The sequence below is a fragment of the Chitinophaga sp. W2I13 genome (genome assembly GCF_050434005.1).
In the GTDB taxonomy this organism is placed as follows: Bacteria; Bacteroidota; Bacteroidia; order Chitinophagales; family Chitinophagaceae; genus Chitinophaga.
In genome coordinates this window covers 2,532,299-2,553,025 of record NZ_JBNPWD010000001.1, presented here as the reverse complement: position 1 = coordinate 2,553,025, position 20,727 = coordinate 2,532,299, and the positions used below count along the sequence as shown (strand labels likewise).

Annotated in this window: 14 protein-coding genes; 2 read left to right on the top strand and 12 right to left on the bottom strand. The window is 46.5% G+C overall.

Annotation, left to right across the window (positions count from 1 at the left end; genetic code table 11):
• Positions 1-11 precede the first annotated feature (11 nt).
• On the top strand, positions 12-3,188 hold the full coding sequence (locus QFZ48_RS10350; protein ID WP_429062190.1) for an error-prone DNA polymerase: 3,177 nt from the start codon (positions 12-14) through the stop codon (positions 3,186-3,188).
• 4 nt (positions 3,189-3,192) lie between these two features.
• Here the strand turns inward: QFZ48_RS10350 and QFZ48_RS10345 are convergent, their stop codons facing one another.
• From QFZ48_RS10345 to QFZ48_RS10295, 11 genes are all read right to left on the bottom strand, one after another.
• Entirely contained in the window at positions 3,193-4,674 is a 1,482-nt protein-coding gene (locus tag QFZ48_RS10345) for an FAD-binding protein (protein ID WP_429062189.1), read from the bottom strand.
• Between the two features lie 81 nt (positions 4,675-4,755).
• Positions 4,756-5,418, bottom strand: a complete 663-nt coding sequence (locus QFZ48_RS10340; protein WP_429043365.1) for a hypothetical protein — start codon at positions 5,416-5,418, stop codon at positions 4,756-4,758.
• 51 nt (positions 5,419-5,469) lie between these two features.
• Positions 5,470-7,929 carry a TIM-barrel domain-containing protein gene (locus QFZ48_RS10335; protein WP_429062187.1) on the bottom strand — a complete coding sequence of 820 codons (2,460 nt, stop codon included), beginning with the start codon at positions 7,927-7,929 and terminating at the stop codon, positions 5,470-5,472.
• A gap of 141 nt (positions 7,930-8,070) precedes the next feature.
• Positions 8,071-9,609, bottom strand: a complete 1,539-nt coding sequence (locus tag QFZ48_RS10330; RefSeq protein WP_429043370.1) for a RagB/SusD family nutrient uptake outer membrane protein — start codon at positions 9,607-9,609, stop codon at positions 8,071-8,073.
• 23 nt (positions 9,610-9,632) lie between these two features.
• The gene (locus QFZ48_RS10325; protein WP_429062186.1) at positions 9,633-12,584 is read right to left on the bottom strand and encodes a SusC/RagA family TonB-linked outer membrane protein; all 2,952 of its coding nucleotides are present in this window, start codon (positions 12,582-12,584) and stop codon (positions 9,633-9,635) included.
• A 390-nt stretch (positions 12,585-12,974) separates the two neighbouring features.
• Positions 12,975-14,576 carry a DUF6377 domain-containing protein gene (locus tag QFZ48_RS10320; RefSeq protein WP_429043373.1) on the bottom strand — a complete coding sequence of 534 codons (1,602 nt, stop codon included), beginning with the start codon at positions 14,574-14,576 and terminating at the stop codon, positions 12,975-12,977.
• Positions 14,577-14,698: 122 nt separating this feature from the next.
• The gene (locus QFZ48_RS10315; RefSeq protein WP_429043375.1) at positions 14,699-15,142 is read right to left on the bottom strand and encodes a copper resistance protein NlpE; all 444 of its coding nucleotides are present in this window, start codon (positions 15,140-15,142) and stop codon (positions 14,699-14,701) included.
• A 44-nt stretch (positions 15,143-15,186) separates the two neighbouring features.
• Positions 15,187-16,332, bottom strand: coding sequence for an esterase-like activity of phytase family protein (locus QFZ48_RS10310; RefSeq protein ID WP_429062184.1), 1,146 nt, complete (start codon positions 16,330-16,332; stop codon positions 15,187-15,189).
• Positions 16,333-16,456: 124 nt separating this feature from the next.
• Positions 16,457-17,293, bottom strand: coding sequence for a ferritin-like domain-containing protein (locus QFZ48_RS10305; protein ID WP_429043380.1), 837 nt, complete (start codon positions 17,291-17,293; stop codon positions 16,457-16,459).
• Between the two features lie 41 nt (positions 17,294-17,334).
• Positions 17,335-18,051, bottom strand: a complete 717-nt coding sequence (locus QFZ48_RS10300; RefSeq protein WP_429062182.1) for a ferritin-like domain-containing protein — start codon at positions 18,049-18,051, stop codon at positions 17,335-17,337.
• Between the two features lie 256 nt (positions 18,052-18,307).
• Positions 18,308-18,460, bottom strand: coding sequence for a lmo0937 family membrane protein (locus QFZ48_RS10295; RefSeq protein WP_325640676.1), 153 nt, complete (start codon positions 18,458-18,460; stop codon positions 18,308-18,310).
• A gap of 257 nt (positions 18,461-18,717) precedes the next feature.
• On the opposite strand from QFZ48_RS10295, the gene QFZ48_RS10290 reads away from it, so the two are divergent.
• The gene (locus tag QFZ48_RS10290; RefSeq protein WP_370908998.1) at positions 18,718-19,173 is read left to right on the top strand and encodes a ferritin-like domain-containing protein; all 456 of its coding nucleotides are present in this window, start codon (positions 18,718-18,720) and stop codon (positions 19,171-19,173) included.
• A gap of 404 nt (positions 19,174-19,577) precedes the next feature.
• Here QFZ48_RS10290 and thiH read toward each other — a convergent pair whose 3' ends face one another.
• Positions 19,578-20,708, bottom strand: a complete 1,131-nt coding sequence (gene thiH / locus QFZ48_RS10285) for a 2-iminoacetate synthase ThiH (protein ID WP_429043384.1) — start codon at positions 20,706-20,708, stop codon at positions 19,578-19,580.
• Between the last annotated feature and the right edge of the window lie 19 nt (positions 20,709-20,727).

The following is a 20,727-nucleotide window of genomic DNA, read 5'->3' as shown; positions in this document are numbered from 1 at the left end:
AAAGAGGAGATATGAGCTACACAGAATTACAGATCACCACCAACTTTAGCTTTTTAAGAGGCGCGTCACACCCGGGAGAACTGGTAGAACAGGCTGCAGCACTGGGTTATAAAGAAATAGCGATTACAGACCGAAATAGTCTTGCTGGTATTGTTCGCGGACATGCAGCTGCAAAAACCAGCGGGATACGCATCATACCCGCCTGCCGGATCGATCTGCTGGATGGACCTTCCTTACTTGCTTATCCCACTGATACACAGGCATACGGACGCCTTTCTGCATTGCTCACCAAAGGCAATCTGAGAGCAGAAAAAGGACAATGTCACTTATACAAAACAGATGTATTTGAACATGCCGCCGGCATGAAATTTATTGCATTACCACCCGCAACCCTGAATGAAAGATTTGAATTTGATGACGCCTTCAGCGTAGCTATGAAAGAGTACCGGGAGGTACTGGGAACAAACCTCTATCTTGCTGCCACCCGCTCTTATCAGGGAGATGATTTTAAAAAGTTACACCGTCTTTCACAGTTATCTTCTCAATATAATATTCCTTTAGTAGCTACCGGCGATGTACATTATCATATCCCCGAACGTCGGCAGCTGCAGGATATTGTAACCTGTATCAGGGAGAAATGTACCATTTATACCGCGGGTTATCGTTTGCATGAAAACGCAGAAAGATACTTAAAGCCACAACAGGAAATGTTACGCCTCTTCCGGCAATATCCTGATGCGATCCTGCGTACAAAAGAGATTGCAGAAAGCTGTTGTTTTTCTCTTGATACACTTAAATATGTATACCCGGAAGAAATTACCAGCAATGGCCGCGCACCACTGGAAGAACTTACACATTTAGCATGGGAAGGCGCCAGGGAGTACTTCGGAGATGATATCCCTGAAAAAATTACTACTGCGATTCACTATGAACTCTCTTTTATAAAAGAGATGAATTACGCATCTTATTTCCTCACCGTATATGACATCGTCCGTTTTGCGAGGCAGCAGGGAATTCTTTGCCAGGGCCGCGGTTCAGCAGCAAATTCCACGGTTTGTTATTGCCTGGGCATTACTGCTGTAGATCCTACAAAAATTGACCTGCTGTTTGAACGGTTTATTTCCTCCGCCCGTAACGAGCCCCCTGATATTGATGTGGATTTCGAACATGAACGCAGGGAAGAAGTGATTCAATACATTTATGAAAAGTATGGTCGCCACCGCGCCGCCATTGTAGCCACTGTTACCCAACAAAGACAAAAGGGGGCTATCCGCGATGTAGGAAAAGCAATGGGCTTGTCTGTTGATACTATCAATCGTCTTTCTGCTTCCGTATGGGATTTTACCGCCGAATGGCTGGAAGGGGAAGGCCTTGCAGAACAGGGATTTGATCCCAGTGATGCGCATCTGCGGAAGATGCTGGAACTCACGCAGGAGTTCATCGGTTTTCCTCGTCAGCTGGGGCAGCATACCGGTGGCTTTGTTATCACACAAGGCGCCCTCTCTGATCTGTGTCCTATTCTGAATGCACGCATGGAAAACAGAACCTGTATTGAATGGAATAAAGATGATATCGATGTTCTTGGCTTTCTTAAGATAGATGTGCTCGCCCTCGGCATGCTTACCTGTATCCGCAAAGCTTTCGACCTGGCAAAAACGCATCACAATCGTCCTCTTACCCTGGCAAGCGTACCGCAGGATGATCCTGATGTGTATGAAATGATAGGCCATGCCGATACTATTGGTGTATTCCAGATCGAAAGCCGTGCGCAACAATCCATGCTACCACGGCTAAAGCCCACCTGCTTTTATGACCTGGTTATTGAAGTAGCGATTGTAAGACCTGGACCCATCCAGGGCGATATGGTGCATCCTTATCTGCGCCGTCGCAATGGAGAGGAAAAGCCGGATTACCCCTCTCCTGAACTGAAAGAAATTTTAAAAAAAACGTTAGGAGTTCCCCTGTTCCAGGAACAGGCGATGAAAATTGCTATAGTAGCTGCTGGCTTTACTCCATCGGAAGCAGATGAACTCCGGAGAAGCATGTCCACTTTCAAGGCAGCCGGACAGGTAAGCCGGTTCCGGGAAAAACTGGTAAAAGGCATGGTGAAAAATGGATACGACGCCGATTTTGCCCTACGTGTTTTTAAGCAGCTGGAAGGGTTTGGAAGTTATGGTTTCCCTGAAAGCCATGCCGCCAGCTTCGCCCTGCTGGTGTACGTTTCCAGTTGGCTCAAATGTCATTACCCGGATGTTTTTGCCTGCGCATTGTTAAACAGTTTGCCCATGGGCTTTTATCAGCCGGCACAAATTGTTATTGATGCCCGTAAACATGGTGTGGAAGTAAGACCTGCAGATGTAAATCTTTCTCTCTGGGATAATATACTGGAAGAAAAAACAGGGAAATTATGCGCGCTGCGCCTCGGCTTCCGACAGATAAAAGGCCTCGGCCAGGAGGATGTACAGTCATTAATTGACCGCCGGGGTACAGGCTATACCACCATCCATGCACTGCGGGATGCAGGTGTTACATTGATCACGCTGGAGAAACTGGCAGATGCAGATGCCTTCCGGTCGATGGGACTTGATCGCCGTCAGGCACTCTGGGAGGTCTCCGCACTTCACGACCGACCTGTTGGTATTTTCACAGGCCAGCCATCTGAAAGCGCTGCAGAAACCCATGTGCAGCTACCGGAAATGACGGTATCAGAACATGTTGTACACGATTACAGCACCACCACCTTGTCTTTGAAAGCACATCCTGTAAGCTTTGTCCGGGAAAAATTACAGTTGCTGCATATCCTCTCCGCAAAAGAACTGGATGGCGTAAAAAATGGCGCAGCAGTGAAGGTAGCGGGTCTTGTACTGGTACGCCAACGACCGGGCACCGCTAAGGGTGTTTGCTTTATCACTATCGAAGATGAAACGGGTTGCAGTAACCTGGTGGTCTTTCAACAACTGTTTGATAAGTATCGTAAAGAAATCCTGCAGGCCAGGTTGCTGATGGTGGAAGGTACCCTGCAACGCGAAGGCGAGGTGGTTCACATTATTGTATCCTGTTGTTACGATTTGTCTAAATTCTTGCGTCAGCTACTTCCTTCAAAAACAACAACTCCGCTAATGCAACCACCATCAAAAACGGATGAAATATCCGCGACGTTATTTTCTGAAGCCAGGAATTTTAAATAGATGCTTATATCCCTTCCACACCCAGCCTGTGCCGGAATATTCCGCACGGGTCCCACTTTCTTTTTACACGCTGAAGCCGCTCATAATTATCCTGGTAGTAAAACACATGCCACGGCACACCTGATTTATTAAATTGTTCATCCGCCATATCAGCATCGGGATGGGCAATCAAACATCCGCCTGTTTGCTCCCCGGGTACAGGTGCTCCGCCTGTTGCTGCAAACAGCTCCTGATAAATATTACGGGTCCATGCAACAGACTTCGCTTCATCTGCCGCATCTAACCAGCCGGATGTACAGGCAGTGGCTAAAATCGAGTCCCGCTGTGGGAATGCAGTAGCATCCGCCGCTACAGCATTCATCTTGCCACCAAAAAAAGCGACGCCAACAGAACCTCCCGGCACATCATTATGCTCCGTCAGATGCCGGTATATGGTTCCGATTTGTGCGGCTGTATAGGGTGCACGTAGCAAGGCATCTTTTACTTTGAAAGCAACCCGCATGTCTATGAAAATATCCGGAAAAGGCTGTAACGCAAATTCCACCCAACGCATCGGTTTTCGTATAGCTCTTCCTGTTATACCCATGCCTGCGGAAACTGCGGCTGCAAATTCTTCTGCTATTTCTTCCGGACAATCGGATAACACAGCCTTCAACATAATTTTACCAGTCACCTTATTGGAGAGGTAAAGCGTGGCAAACAGCCTGCCGGCCTCCGTGTCTGTACTGCTGTGCATCTTACCCCACTCTCCGAAATTGTCCAGCAATTGTTTAAATACCCGCTCATCTATCTGATCCCAGTCCCATTCCATCTCCATTGTTTCCAGTACTTCCGGCGACTTGGGTAGTAACAGGGAAGGATCACGCGCTGTTACACCGGGTGCCCGGAACCAATAACGGGTAACAATCCCGAAATTGCCGGTACCACCTCCTGTATGCGCCCACCAGAGTTCACGGTTACTATCTGTTTCTTCCCTTGTAGCAATCACCTTTTCCACCTGCCGCTCATTATTTACCCAAAGCACTTCTACTGCATACAGGTAATCGGCTCCCAGCCCATGGTGACGATGCAGAAAGCCAAAAGCCCCTCCGGATATATGCCCTCCTATCCCGATGGCCGGATGCTGTCCGGCCGGGAGTAAAACACCCCACTCGCGGTCCAGTGTTTCAAACACCTCTCCCAATGTTGCACCTGCCATCACCTCAATCGCATTCATTCCTTCATCATAGCGGATCCCCTTTATGTTGGAAATATCAATCACTATTTCTACAGCAGGATCACCTACAAAATTTTCAAGACAGTGGCCGCCACCGCGTACCACTACCCGCTTGTTGTTGTCCACTGCATATTGCAGCGCGTCTTTCAGTTCATCGACAGTAGTTACAGGAATGATCCCGGAAGGATGCCCCTTCCATCTCAGGTTCGCACCACGATCGTTCCACTGATCATATGCTGCATCTGCCGGAGTGATAATACTAAAGTTCATATTGACGGCTTTAAGGTGAAAGTGAAGGTAAGGGTGCAGGACATCCCAAATATAATAGTAAAAAGCGGTAGCAAACAAACGCTATTTTTTATTTGCCGGCATCAGTTTATATACCTGCACCAAGGCGGAACTATCGGTGCTGAGCGTATCTATTTTGCTGCCATTCCAGGTTAAATGATAGTAATCATAGGATTCTACGGCAACGGTATCTTCGGGAACCCCATACTGACTGGAGCTGAAATTTTCCAGGATCGCCTGCCAGCCATTGTCCGGAGAATGATACAGCCAGGACTTTTTTATCAGCACATCACCGGCGTCGCCAAATTCTTCTGCCAGCTCAGTTTCAAAGGTGATGGTTTTGGTTTTCTTATGGTAAGCAAACAGTTTAACGGAAGAAGATTCGTATTCAGAAGGAGACCTGGTAACCAGGCCAATTGTATTGGCATTCAGGTTGAATTTATAGCAGGCGTAAAAAAGATAATCTTCATTATACCTGCGATCGCTCAGCAACGGCTGTAGCTGGCTATCGATGGCAGTACCTTTAAAATGCCAGGTGTCAGGATCACCAAAAGCGCCGGGTAAAATTTCCAGGGTGTCCTGTTCAAATGCTTTGTAAAGATGGATTAGAGAGTCTATATCAGAAGGGATGGTATCATCTGCGATCGTAACCGTTGTATTATGTTGGCGGGCGCTATATATACAGGCTGAAAAGAACAGCAACAGCAGAAAAGGCAAGTATTTCATGCCCAAATATAAAGAAGACCCCCCGGAAAATCCAGGAGGCCGTTCTTATTATTACAAATCCACGTTAATTAACTGATTACCATTATCAAAGGTTGCCTGCTGTACAGTGCAACGCTCTGCGGGAATCGAGGATCCTTGCGGATCAAAGCGTGATATAGGTGAAAGGAAAGAATAACCAGTTGACACTAACGATAGCGGACTACCATTAACGGTTATACTTTTTTGGTCCCCAAATCCGTGGAGTAATAATTTAATGTGGTGAAATTTCGATGCATAACTGCCACTTACTTTTTCCAGGATAATTTTTTTATCTGCGGGATGATAAGCGATAGTCCGTTGATAATACACTCCTTTCTCGTTATCAAAAGTTTCTCCGTCATCTTCATAATAAACAAAGGTATTTTGTTTATCACCTTTGTAGATGTGCAGGAAAAGCGTATCTGACGGCTTTTCGGAAGTATTTTGTATCAACGATTGCATCGGGATGATACTGCTTTCTTTTACATATACCGGCAGGGATTTTATATTCAGCGGCGTAATAACTTCCTGCTTCCCGGCGGTGATGGTGTCGTTATAAAGGTTATACCATTTTCCCTCCGGGAAATAGATGGAGCCGAATTCTTTTGTGCTTTCAAAGGGCGCTACCATAAAGGCATTCCCGTACCCATACTGGTTCTGGAAACGGGTGTCGTAAACATTGGCGTCAAAGGTATTGGTGAGCGCCAGCGTACGCATAACGGGCATGCCGGTACGAGTTGCTTCAAACATCGAACTGTAGAGGTAGGGAAGCAAGCGGTAACGCAGGTTTACATAATTGCGGGAAATTTCCAGCACCTCTTCGCCATATGCCCATGGTTCGGACGACTTGGTATTTACTCCTGTGTGGTTACGGTAGTAAGGAATGAAGGCGCCGATCTGCATCCAGCGGGCATACAGGCTCACAGTAGCGTTGCCGGTAAAACCGCCTATGTCCATACCTGAGAAAGGCATGCCGCTAACTCCCAAACTGTTCATCAGGCGAACTCCCAGCAGCATATGATCTTCTTCTGCGCGGTTGTCGCCGGTCCAGATAGCACTGTAGCGCTGCGAGCCTGCGTAAGCGGCCCTGGTTAACAGGAACGGGCGTTTCTTTAATTCCTCCCTGGAGCCTTCATAGCTGGCGCGTACCATTTCAAGACCATATACATTGTGCGCCTGCTGGTGGGTTACCGGATGCCCCTCGTAATCAAAGATCACGTTGTTAGGCATCTTTTGGCCCCAGGTGGCAATTTCATTCATGTCGTTCCATATACCACGCACACCGTCACGCATATACGATTTTATCTGGCCTTTCCACCAGTCGCGGCCCTTTCCACTGGTAAAGTCCGGGAAGTGGCACCAGCCGGGCCATACCTGCCCGGTATAATTTTGTCCGTCGCTATATTTGATAAAGATGTTTTCTTTTTTTCCGCTCTCGTAAGCAGCATAACCTTCTTCTACTTTTATGCCTGGATCTACAATTACGGTAAGTTTAAATCCCATATCATTCAGCTGTTTGCTGAGTTGTTGGGGATTGGGGAAACGGTTTTTGTTCCAGGTAAACAGTTTGTAGGCGTCCATGTAATGGATGTCGAGGGTAATACCATCTGCCGGGATTTTTTTCTCCCGCAGGGTTTGCGCAATCCGTAATACTTCGGTGTCGGGGTAGTAACTGTAGCGGTTCTGCTGGTATCCGAGGCTCCACAGCGGCGGCATGGGCATGCGGCCGGTAAGATTGGTATAAGACGTAATGATATCCGCCATTTGTGGGTGATAGATGAAATAGTAATTCATCTCTCCTCCCCTTGCGCCAAAAGAAGAAAAGCGGTTGTTGCTGGCGCCGAAGTTAAAATCGCTCTGGAAGGTATTGTCAAAGAAAATACCGTAATTGATATGATGATGTATCCCCACGTAAAAAGGGATGGTGGCGTATATGGGATCCTGGTTGGCAGCATAGCCAAACTTATCAGAGTTCCAGTTCGTATAGCCTTCTCCTTTACGGTCGAGGTTACCGGTTTTTTCGCCAAGACCAATAAACCGTTCCCCTTCCTGCATTTTCTTGTAGGTGGTTACTTCATCGCCGATCCAGGAAGTAGTCAATCCTTCTTCATCCTCATTAATCATTTCTCCCGAAAGGGTAAGAAAGCGGATGGCAAAAGGATTTTTAGAAATACGCAGTTGAAGGGAATCCGTGGTTACATTGATTTCATTGTTGTTTTGTGTAGTCTGCAACCGGGTGGTGGTTGGTTTGGCAATTACCGCATAAGAAAAATCTGCCGCAAGCGGATGCTGATCCATTCTTACACGGACCACAGAAGGACTGTACACGGTGATTTCCGCGAACGCGTTTTCCGCACTAATTTTTATCTGTTGCCCTGAGATGCTGACCGTATTTATTTTACCGATCTTTTTTACCTGGTTTTGTGCCTGGGCCGACAGGCAGGAAAGCAGTAAAATCCATCCTGAGCGCCTTAGCAGAGCTTTTGTATACATAAGAATAATTGAATTGCTACGCAAAAAACTCCCCTGTCGCATTAGCTATGTAATGCGTAGCAGGTATAAAATATATTTTGGGAGAAGGATTTGCTGCGGTGGCAGGGCCGGATAGCCCTGCCCGCAACAAAAGAATAATTATCAGTAGCCCGGGTTTTGTACCAGGTTTGGATTTACAGCAAGATCACTGGTTGGAATCGGGAACAGCAGGTATTTTGGATCGCTTACAGTTTTCAGCTGCCATGCGTCCAGGTATTTACCAAAGCGGATCAGATCCATTCTTCTCCAGCCTTCCCAATATAATTCACGGCCTCTTTCAGCAAGCATCTTGGTGAGATCAATGCTGGTGAATAGCGTAGCGCCGCGTTTCGAACGCAGGTCATTTACAATCAGGAGTGCTGCCGCGGTATTGCCGGTTCTGATCAGCGCCTCAGCTTTCATCAGCACCGCATCTGCATAACGGAAAAATACGAAGTCGTTGGTGGCATTGCTACCGCTGGAACCCATGTCAGGAGGATATTTCACTACCCTGATACCAGACATTTCCACTTGCGTGCCGGTGGCTCTCAATTCCACTTCGCGGGTGAAGATAAGCGGGCGGTTGCTTCTATCCAGGATCTTCTTACCGGTCTGATCATATTGCTGGCCCAAAAGGAAACCTACTTTCAAACCGGAAACATTTGTAACGCCTGCATAGTCGCCGCCTCTGCGGGTATCCGTTGCTTCGAATGAATCGTAGAAATCAGATAAAGTGGTAAACCCATTCCATCCGCTGGGGTTCTGGCTGTAGTGCAGGGTACACATCCAACGGCAGTAAACGTTATTGCCGCTACGGTTATTACTAACCCCGGGGCCATTCAGTTGTGTAAAGATATTTTCGGTGGATTTTGCATCGTTATCCCTTGCAAAGGTGTCGAAATATTTCGCCTGGAGGGTATAACCGCTGGCTGTTATCTGGTCGGCCAGGGCAATCACCTTTTGCATATCTGCCGCATCGAAGGTGGGTGCTTTTCTGTTCAGGAAAGCACCCTTATTCAGATATATCTTCATCAGCAGGAAACGGGCCGCATCCTGGCTGGCTACATAAGCATCCTTGGCTGTAACCCTGTCCGGCAGGTTGGGCAGGATAGCATTCAATTCAGAGACAATGAAGTCCAATCCTTCGGCAGCCTTGAAAACTTTTGGTGGCTTCAGCAGGTTTTCGCCCGGCTCGCGATAGGGTACCTGACCGTACAGGTCAATCACCGCAAACATTGAGAAGGCACGCAGAAAACGTGCTTCTGCTTCCTGTCTTGGTGAAGGATGGAAATTCAATACATTGGTAGCGCTGAACTGTTCCAGCAACAGGGCGCTGAAGGTATTCTGAATATGTGAGTGATCCGGTGTCCACTGGTGTTGGTGAAGAGCGCGCCATACACCGTTATCATCCCAGTCGCCGCCACGTGTGGGTCCGAGCGCTTCATCGGTACTGATTTCAGACATGCCCCATGTCTGCGAAAAATCCTGGTAGGCATTCTGAAGGTTATCGTAAGCAGATCCCAGCAGCTGGGATGCTTTGATCAGTGAATCTGCCTGCTGCTGATTCAGGTTGCTCCCCAGGTCTTCATTTAAGCTACAAGCCGTGAAACCAATGGCACTGGCTATTACTATGGCTGTTTTAATTATATGTTGAGTCGTCATTGTGGTCTTTTTTTAGAAGTAGATTATAAGGTAAACTGTACACCAAGCATAAAGGTTCTTGCAGTTGGGTATGGAGAGTATTCTATACCAAATGAACTTACACCATTTATGTTTTTATCGGTATTTACTTCCGGATCAAATCCAGTATACTTTGTAATTACAAACAGGTTCTGACCAGTCAGGGATACGGCAGCAGCTTTGAAAACCTTACCCACAGGACCTAGGTTATAGGAGATGGTCAGGTTATCCAGTTTCAGGAAGTTACCGTTTTCCAGGTAGCGGGAAGAAGCGGCGGGAGAGTTCGTTTGTGCTTCGCCGTTACCAACCAGTGCTTTGGCGATGTTCCTGGAGCCAAGGTTACCGATGGGTAATACCGTGTTGGCAGTGTTGTTATACACCTGGAAACCAAAGGCGCCGTGAGAGCTGGCAGAAAGGCTCCATTTTTTATAGGCTACTTCTGTGTTGATACCCAGTAATACTTTCGGATTCGGGTTTGTCATGTAATAAAGGGTGTTGCCGTTATCGGAATAAATGCTCACCCCTTTATCATCGAAGCCTTCAAATCTGCGGAGATAGAATGTATTTAACGGGTAGCCGTTCGCCAGGCGCTGTGAGGTTACACCGGATACGCCTTGTCCGTCGATGGAACCGGTATTAACCGTAGGACCGGAATAACCAGACATTTCATTTTTCAGCCAGGTACCGTTTACACCCAGGTTCCACAGCCAGTTTTTAGACTGGATGATATTTCCTTTAAGAGACAGTTCCACACCCGTATTCATTACTTTACCTGGTAAGTTGATCCAGTAACTGGAGGCTGGCGCCGGTTGAATAGCCGGGAAGCTGAACAACAGGTTGGTGGTGTTTTTCAGGAAGTAGTCCACGGTACCGCTTATCCGGCCTTTGAGGAATCCGAAATCAACACCAACGTTCAGTTGTTTGGATTCTTCCCATTTCAGGTCTGGATTTGGTACGTTGATGAGACTGGCTTTGCCGCCGGTGGTTAAACCGTACTGAGCTTGTGCCGCACCGGCAGGAAATTCCTGGTTACCAGTGATACCATAACCGGCTCTTAATCCCAGGTTGCTGAAGAAGGTGTTATCCTTCATGAAGCCTTCGTTGGAAATATTCCATTTGGCTGCAAAGGAAGGGAAGTAACCATAACGGTTGTTGGAGCCAAACTTGCTGGAACCATCTGCCCTCATTGTAGCAGTGAGGAGATATTTATCTTTTGCATTTATAGTTACCCTGCCAAAGAAAGACTGCAGCTCTGAGCTAGGATTACGGAAAGAGTTGATGTTGGTATTCACCTGTTCAGGTGTCTGGAGGATATCCGTGTAATCTACCGCGTTAGTAGGAAAGCCTCTTGCGCCGATACCTACACCGGAGTAAGCAAATTTCTGATATTCATAGCCCACCATTGCGCCGAGATTCCAGCCACCGGAAAACTCTTTGGTGTAGTTCAAGGTATTATTGAATAACTGGGTAGTCAGCTCTGCGGTATTATAAGCGGCAATACCTTCTCCCAGTACCTGGTCGATGTTAATGGAAGAATCCAGGGATGCCCTTCTTTGCCCTACCTGGTGGTTTACGCTGTACATCATGCGGTATTCCCAGTTGTCATTGAATTTGAAGTACGGGGAAATACTTGCCAGGATATAACTGATGTTGGCTTTATCGTTATAACCCTGCGACATGTTCATTGGGTTGATCGCCTGGTTTTTAGCGAGGATGTTCAGTGATCCGTCGGGTTTAGTCAATGGAACTGTTGGGTTCCATTGTAATGCCTGACCGATCAGACTTCCGGTGAAACCGGCGTTATTGGAAATAGGCGCCAATTGTTCACTGGTTTGTGCCGCCATGATGCCGTAGTCAATTCCCAATTGTTTGCTTTCCAGGAATTTGTTCTGGCCACTGAGGGAAGCGGTGTATTTCTTCATGCCTGTTTTCTTCACAATACCCTGTTGGTCCTGTAAGCCAAAGGATGCCCTGTAGCGGCTGGTTTCACTTCCACCGCTCATTGCTACCTGTACATTTTGGGTAACGCCTGTTCTGAGGATAGAGCCAAGTCCGTCGGAGCTACCGCCGCCGTCGCCGGTAAGATTGTATTCTTTTAAGGCAGCACGGTATTCATCTGCATTGAGTACATCAAGCTTTCTCATGATGTTGCTCATCCCTACAGAGTAGTTTACGTCTACTACCGTAGGACCGGTTACTCCTTTTTTTGTATTGATAATGATTACGCCGTTTGAACCACGGGAACCATATATCGCGGTGGCAGAAGCATCTTTCAATACTTCCATGGTCGCAATATCATTACTGTTGATAAAGTTGAGCGGGTTGGCGTCCGGTGTTTGTCCCAATCCTGTGAGGTTCAGGGAAGGGCGGGCCACACGGCCATCCAGGGGTACTCCATCCACCACATAAAGCGGCTGGTTACCAGTACGGACAGAAGATACGCCCCTGATCCTTACCGTGGCGGAGGCGCCGGGAGCACCGTTATTATTCAGTATCATCAATCCGGATACTTTACCCTGGATCAGCTGATCGGGAGCGGAGGTGATACCCTTATTAAAATCAGCGGCTTTCACCTGGGCTATAGCGCCGGTAATGTCCTTTTTACGGGAGGTACCATAGCCTACTACCACCACATCAGTGAGGGTTGTATTTTCCTGTGCCAGCTGTACGTTTATAGTTGTTTTACCAGCAATGCTCACTTCCTGGGTGGCATATCCTATAAAAGTGATGATCAGCGCGGAGGCTTCAGGTGGTGCAGTTACTTTAAAAACCCCATCGGCATCGGCGGATGTTCCGCTTTTGGTACCTTTTATCTGAACAGTAGCGCCTGGGATAGCAACGCCGTTCCTGTCAGTGACCTTACCGGTAATGGTCTTGTTCTGTGCACCTACTATACCTTGTATTGCTAAAAGCAATGAGCACAAAAAAAGATTCTTGATGGATCTTGTTTTAAACATAAAGTGGATTTTTTGAGCAGTTATGTAATACTGCTTCCGTGGATTAAATGTTTTTCATTAAATTTTAATAATGGAAATAAGGCGTTGTTTGCCGGGGATGCCCGCAATTTGTCAACGTGGATAATGTTTGTTTTTTTTAAATCGACCTTAGCCGTTCTGTCTTCTTTAGTGGTTTTTAGTTCTCCTGTTAGAATTTAGAGTTTTGGTATTATCATTCTACTGATTCAAAGTAAAAAATCAATCAGCAGGGTAACAAGTTTTACAGTTAAAATATAGAAAATAAAGCCGAATAAACCAAAATTATCTCACAAAAAATTTTGATAATCAGACGGTTATGATTATATATAAATAATTAATATATTAATGGCATGAGACGGTTTTTCCCGCTTTTTACAAGGCTTTAATGCTCATAATATGGGTTTCGAACTCTTCGCTTGGAATAAGCGCGCGCTTTTTGATCCTGGTTTTATAGGCATAAATAGTGTTCACAGAATACTCAAGGATACGGGCAATTTTTTCGTTGTCGTTGATACCGATACGGATCAGCGCGAAAATCCGGATGTCTGTATTCAGCAGTTCGTTTTCTTTCAGGATTACCTGGTTCTCCTTGTCAAAAAGCGCGTTGAACTCAGCCACAAAATGTGGGAATATTTTAAGGAATACCCGGTCGAAGCTGGTAAATAGTTCCTCTCTTTCCTGGCGGATATTGATATTATTTACAAGGAACCTTAGCTCTGAAGGCTTATTATCCGTTAATTTTTGCTCAAGATTCTGTTTTAGCTTTTCTATTTTACCGATGTAGGAAGCATTGATGTTAAAACAATACCCCACGTACTCCTCTTTAATTTTATTGGCTTCGAGCAACTGGTTGTTGATTTCCTGTTGTTTAAGATTGGCTGCGGTAATAATGCGCTGCGCGGTTTTTAATTTTTGTACCTGCCGGAACACCGTAATGGCCAATATCACCAACGCAACCAGCAACAGGGTCACAATAGCGGCATAGATCAGCAGTGACTTGGTTCTTTCTTCTGCTGTAATGATCCGTTCATGCTCAATTATTGGTAAAATACTACTTACCATTACCTTTCTTTGCCTTGCACCGTAAAACACCGCTTCCGAAATAGCCCGCTCAATACAATGAGATGCATTCTTTACATCACCTCTTTCAAAAAGCAGGGTTGCCAGGCTGTAGGCGGCCATCGTTTCTTTGGTGGAAGTCTGCAGATCCGCAATGGCCGACCTGGCCATCAGGCTGATGGCGGTATCCTTATTACCGGCTGCATCATAAATAGAGCCCAGGGTGCAGGCCAATATGGCCAGTTGCCGCCCTGAAATACCAGGCTGGTTCAGATCCGGGAAAATGGCCAGCGCTGCCGGAATGTTACCCAGCTTGAATAGCTGCAATCCTTTATTGTATCGGTACTCAACAGAGTTGGGACGCATCAGGTGGAGGGCAGAATCCACAAATGTACTGGCCACTTTAATATAGGCGGGGGTATAATACTTATCCTGGTTATAGTCTGCCAGGTCGAAATACAACCGGCTCTTCATCAGGAAAAACTCCACCCGGATACTATCCGGAGCGCCGGTAGGGTCAATGGTATTAATAAAAGCAGCAGTTTCTGTAAACATGCCCGATGACAATAAAACATATCCCAGCTTAATCCGGGCATCGGTTAACAATACCGGATCATGCAACTGGCCGGCCAATACCTGCAGCTGCTGGGCATATGTAAATGCGGAATCGAAATTAAATACCTTGTAAGCATTATATAATTGCCGGCAAATAAGGTACTGGCGGGCAGGATCATTGCCTGCCACCTGCCGGGTAAGTTTTATGCTGTCAATTCCACGGAGTTTAATGGAATCATAAGCAGCCGATTTCGCCATCACCTTGTTCAGCTCCTTCAGAAGACTGTCTACCGGTGCTTTGGCATAGGTATGTATAGAGAAGAATAAACATAAAATCAGATAGCCCCGAATTCGATTCATAATAAGTTAGAATGATAAAAGGTCACAGGTCACCGCTAAATTTAAGCGACTTTTTTGATATAATGCGGGGAGCCGGTTTATTTTAAACCGGCTCCCCATCTTCCTTCTATCTTCCTTTAATATTAAAGTACCTTTTTCAGGGTATAATTAAGGCTGGTTTGTATAGTTTTCTGGTCGGCACCCAGTAACAACAGCTCATTTTCATTCACCTGCTGGTAATAGCGCTGGAGGTTTCTGTCTTTATTGGGATTGAGGTGAATCACGGTAGCTCCCGGGTCAACAGCGGTGCCATGCACAATGGTATAAATGCCTTCACTGGCAAAGGTCTGGTTCTTCCCCTTGTAGGTCTCTCTTAATGTGAAATGATCATCCGGTGGCCTTTGGAGGGTCAGCTCCGTAACAATGCCCTCACAATCAGCACAGGGCAACATTCCTGAATAAGTAACGCCGGAGGCAGTGTCTGAAGGAGAGTTTACTGCTATACTATCCGGCTGGCCGGTTTTGGCGCCGGAATGCTGACAGGCAGCCAGGACTACCAGCAGCAACAATAGTGGCAAGTGTTTCATATCGGGGGTTTTCTGATTATAAACAACCGGTGGTCATTATTGTTTTACGGGATAACTTCGAACAGGAAAAACTGGTTTTCTTCTTTATCAGAAAAATTATTATCTGCTACGAACACCAGGCTCCGATGCCCGTTAGGCAAAACAGGACCATAAGTAACGCCTTCAATGTTATCTATATATTTCCCAAGGTGCACAAAATCCAGCAGTAACGTTTTGGCCGCTGGCTTAAAACGGGTATCCGCCTGCAGGGAATTAATACCGCTGATATCAGTAGCATTGCTAAGATCGGTGATAAACACTTTAATGGTACAATCCTTTACGCCACTGGAAAATGACCTTTCAATGGTTAATATTTTATTATTGTCCAACACCATGATATCTGAAATGCCATTCACTTTGAACGCATTTTCAGGAATGGCGGGAAACGCCACCGGCTCTAGTTTATACGCATATTGCGCCACCGGTTGCCGGGTGTTGTTGTCAAATTTAAGGATACGGGTATAGGCGCCCTGCCCTACTTCGGCTCTCGGACCATCTTCATAACGGGGTTCTTCCAGGCTCACATACAGGTATTTATAACCGGGGGTAAATCCCAGTCCTTCAAATACACCATTGCGGCGTGGCCCGTTCTCTGTGGCCTGCATCCTGAATTGCGATGGCAGCGCGAATGAATCCAGGTATTGCCCGTTCATGCGGATCTCATAAATACCCGGATTGGTAAGAATGGTATCTTTTTCGTTTACAATGCGTTCGCCTTCGCTGCTCCACACCAGTCGTTGCTTTTTACTATTATACCGCATCGCTTCCGGGTCGGGCGTAAGCGAGGGATTGGTTTTGGTATCGGGATAAGGCTGTCCGTTGGGTTGCAACAAAGGAGTAACACCTGTGAACTTTATACTGTCGAATGATTTATCGGAAAAGTAAAGCCGGGCGGTATAAAAACGCGCCGGGTTCAGTGCGGAGCGGTCATCACAAATAAGATAATATTGCCCGGAGGAAGGGGCGTAATCGATACCGGATAAACCACCGGTTACCGTACCATTGAAAGGAAGGTTATATGGAACAATATATTCACCGATAAATTTTAGCTGGCCGATGGTATTGGCAGCGGTAGCCGCTTTACGGGTGGTGTTGCAGCTGAAGATGCCCGCCAGTACAGGGAGGATCAGAAAAAGCAGGTATTTTTTCATGACGGCAAGTTAGGAAATCTCCTGCATTCAGATCGCCGCGCTGCATGAAGGATTTGTTATGCGCACGGAAAGGCCGGCCCGAAAGAGCCAGCCTTTTCTACATCTGACCAACTATATAGCGTACTTAAGATTTTATAAACAAAGAAGCAATGGGTAATACCTGCGCCATCGACAATGGTTCATCAAATGCTTCTGATGCGCTGTTAGCCCCGATGTTACCACCCAATGCGGCAATGTCCACCCCTGCCTGCATGGTTAACTCCTCTCCTGCATAGGAAGGATTTACCGCGGTAGTAGCGATGCCGCTTTGATTCAGCGTGATCCAGGGTTTAAGTGCAGGGGAAGCACCCAGCGTACCCAATGCCCTGCGCATCATCCGGATATGGGCTGCATGGCGTGCTTCCACAGAATGTATATTCAGTGCCGCCGTGAGCACCGTATTATTTCCTGATAAGTTTCCTGCCTGGCCTTTATAGGCGCGAACGCCGGTATCTTCAAATGTTTGTGCGATAGCCAGGAAGAAATTGTAATCGGTAAAAACGGCGGGGAAGGTGCCACCGGCGGTGAAGTCGAACGCGGGGCTGGCAGGCGCGCCACCCATGTTACTGAGCACACTTTTCAAAAAAATAACGTGAGCGGTTTCATGGTTCCTGATGGTGGTGAGGGCGGCAGTTGCAGCCGCGGTAGGTATCAGGCCGGGCGTGGCTACCCCTTTTACATAAAAAGCCTCTTCAAGATATTCCAGTGTAAGGGCGTATTTCAATACATCTGCTACCGAAGTGCCGGTAGATTGCGCATATGTTTTATTAAACATGCTGCCCAGTGCAAACGGAATAGCTGCGAGTGCAATTTTACCGCTGATATTGGTAAATTGTTTCATGGCATTGCGGCGGGAATCCAGCCGGTCGTATACATCAGGATCGATTTTTTCGATTTCCTTGAAAATATTGAACAGGTCCATATGATCAGATTTAAACAGATAAAATAATAATAGCAGTTGCTTTACTTAGGTAATGTGTTTGTATTGATCCTAGTTTTGATATACGTTTTGGCAATGTTGAAAACGTCTATCGGCGTCCTGCTTTTATCCAGTCCGTTTGCATCTATTACATCGCCGGCAGCAAATGATCCCGGCTCAATCAGGTCCCGGATATAGGCTGCATGACGTGCTTCTACCGACACTATTTTGCCTGCGAGACCGAGATATACCAATCCTGTTGAAGAAGATGAAATATACTGGCCTGCGCCGTTGTAGGCGGAAACACCCAGGTCTTCAAATGCTTTAGCCGTTGCCAGTACGCTGGCCCTTTTGGTGAAGTCAATGGAACTGAAGTCTACCTCCAGGCCAGCGATGGCATTGGTTGATAAAGCGGTTTTGAAAAACTCGCGATGCCCCATTTCATGATTTCTGATATCTTTAAAAAAATCCAGTTCCGTGTCGGACATACCTGCGTAGGGTGTAAGCACCACCTGTGTATAGAAGGCCGCCTCCAGCTGCTCAAGGGCATAAGCATAATTTAGCACGGCTACGTCACCTGAACCCAGGCTCACACCGGAGCCGCCCATATTGTTATCATCTTTTTTATTACAGCTGGCGGCAATGGTAGCAGCGGTAACAAATGCGGAGCCCATGCCGAGGTATTTCAGAAAGTTGCGGCGCTGCAGTTTAGGCATAACTTCCTTACCCTCCTCCTGAGAAGAGTGCTTGATAATGTGCATAAGAAAAAGTTTTACGTGAATAGATAATACATGATCACAATGCCCCGTTGCCTAACAGTAGCGGGTTTCAAAGGCGCCTTGAGGTATGCCCGCACAGGTGCCTGACGACCATATACGGGGTGTGGCAAAAAGCGGTTTTAAAAAAGCTAAAATATTTTTATCACGACGTTAATGGAAGGGATAACAAAAAAAGTCCCCGTCCAATTGGTAACGAATCACCAATTAGACAGGGAAAAGAATAACGTGCAGCGTAATCCTATAAGGCCCTGCCTCTGATTATATTTATAAGGATGGCAATAATAGCCAGCACAAGTAAGGCATGTATTAAACCACCGGCTGAATAAACAAAGAATCCAAGTATCCATCCAATAATTAGAATTACGGCAATTAAATAAAGAAGGCTGTTCATGTCTTAAGGATTTGATTCGCTTATTTGTACTAGAAAATTTATGCCAATAAGATAATCGCTTTGTATACAGCTATTTTCCATTGCTGACGCCGTTCCATTGTGGAACCTTCTCCACCATCCGAGAAAAAAAAGGACGGGAAATAGCAGGCTCTCCATCCGGAAATACTTTGTGATAGAGGGTTTTACAGTATGGACGAATTTTTGGAATTAGAATAGTTATATTATAAGACTATTTTTTTAACCATAAATTTTTGATCATGTTACAAGAGGAAAAGTTGGTCACACTTTTAAGCGATCTCGTAAAAATCAACAATGACCGGATAGAAGGATATAAGCAAGCGCAGGACGCCAGTGATGACGCAGATGTGAAGGCACTGTTTCAACATATGATCAACGACAGTTTAAAATATGTAGCAGAACTAAACCTGTTATTGAGAGCGCAGGGCGCAGATGCGGAAACTGATACTACTGTTAGCGGGAAACTATATCGCACCTGGATGGCCATAAAAACCACCTTTACAGGGAGGGACCGGTATTCTCTTTTTTCCTCCTGTGAATATGGGGAAGATGCCGTGCAGCGTGCCTACGCCGATGCCCTCAGTATGGATGTAGCTATGCCCTATAGTATGAGGGAAATCATTGGTAATCAACAGGCAAATCTCAAGGAAGCACACGATACTATCAAGAGCTACCGCGATGTGGTGAGCCAGTAACATGCTGTGCAGATAGGTAGCGTCTGTTCTTTTTGTTCAAATCAACCCATTAAGCGGTTGTTCAGGATAGCCATATTACTTTTAGATTCATGAAATTCCAATCATACTTATATTAATAAGTAATATGGCAACTACGGGATTTTCGGTACAGGGCTGCTTCCTCATCGTTTGAAGCAGCCCTTTTTTATATTGGATATGGGAGATTTTCCGTGAAATAAGCTCCAGAAAACAGCGAACAGGAACCGGTTCTGTTCAATGGCAGTATTGCTGTTCATTTTGTTCAGTTTGACCAGGTGCTTTTAGAATTCAAAGGCCTATACTATCTTTGAAATGATTGAGAGAAGTATCTCTTGTATTACTTTTAACCTCCCCATGAAAAACAACAACAATAACTACCAGGTGGTCTAACCAACCACCTTTTTTATGTCCCCCGAGAAGGCAGGATCCCAATCTTTCCAAACCGGTTCAAATCCTTGTTCCCGTAGCATACCGGCAATAGTGGCGGCGCTCCGGTCGTCAGATATTTCAAACTGCTCCAACGATTGCTGATCCACCACATAGCCACCAGGATTGGTTTTTGACGCAGCACTCATGGCTGTCACGCCCAGATGCACAATGTTATTCCGGAATTTTTCCTCTTCCCGGGTAGAAATACTAAGCTCCACTTCCTGGTTGAAGAGCCGGTAGGCGCAGATCAGCTGTACCAACTCCCGGTCGTTCATTACTACTTTCGGTGTTAACCCGCCTGAAAATGGCCGCAGCCGCGGAAAGGAGATACTGTATTTTGTTTGCCAGTATTTTTTCTCGAGGTAGGCCAGGTGCAGCGCAGTAAAGAAACTGTCGGTGCGCCAGTCCTCCAGCCCTATCAGCACGCCAAGGCCCATTTTATGAATGCCGGCGCGTCCCAGCCGGTCGGGCGTTTCCAGGCGGTAGTCGAAATTGGACTTCCGCCCTTTGGGGTGGTGCTTTTTATAGTCGTCCTGGTGGTACGTTTCCTGGTACACCAACACTGCATGTAATCCCAGTTCCGCCAGTTCCCGGTAATCCTGTTCATCCATCGGCTGCACTTCCATCGAAATATTGGCAAAATGCGGCCGGAGTAGTTGTAAGGTCTTCTTAAAATAGTCGGTGCTAACCAGCTGATTAGCTTCTCCCGTTACCAGCAAAACATGCTCAAACCCCATTTCTTTGATAGCAGCTGTTTCCTGCAGGATTTCTGCAGAGCTGAGGGTTTTTCGCCTTATCTTGTTATCGAGACTAAATCCGCAATAGGTGCAGATGTTCTGGCATTCGTTCGACAAATACATCGGGATATACAACTGCATAGTGTTCCCAAACCGCTGGCGGGTGAGCGCCTGACTGATAGCCGCCATTTGGGAGAGGTAAGGCGCCGCCGCCGGGGAAATAAGTGCCGCAAAATCTTCCAGTGAACGGCGCTGGTTATGCAGGGCCTGTTCCACATCCCTGGCTGTTTTAGCATAGATGCCGGCCTTTACCTCGTTCCAGTCATACTGATCAAATATGCTTTTAAACATACGGAAGGATTAATAAGAT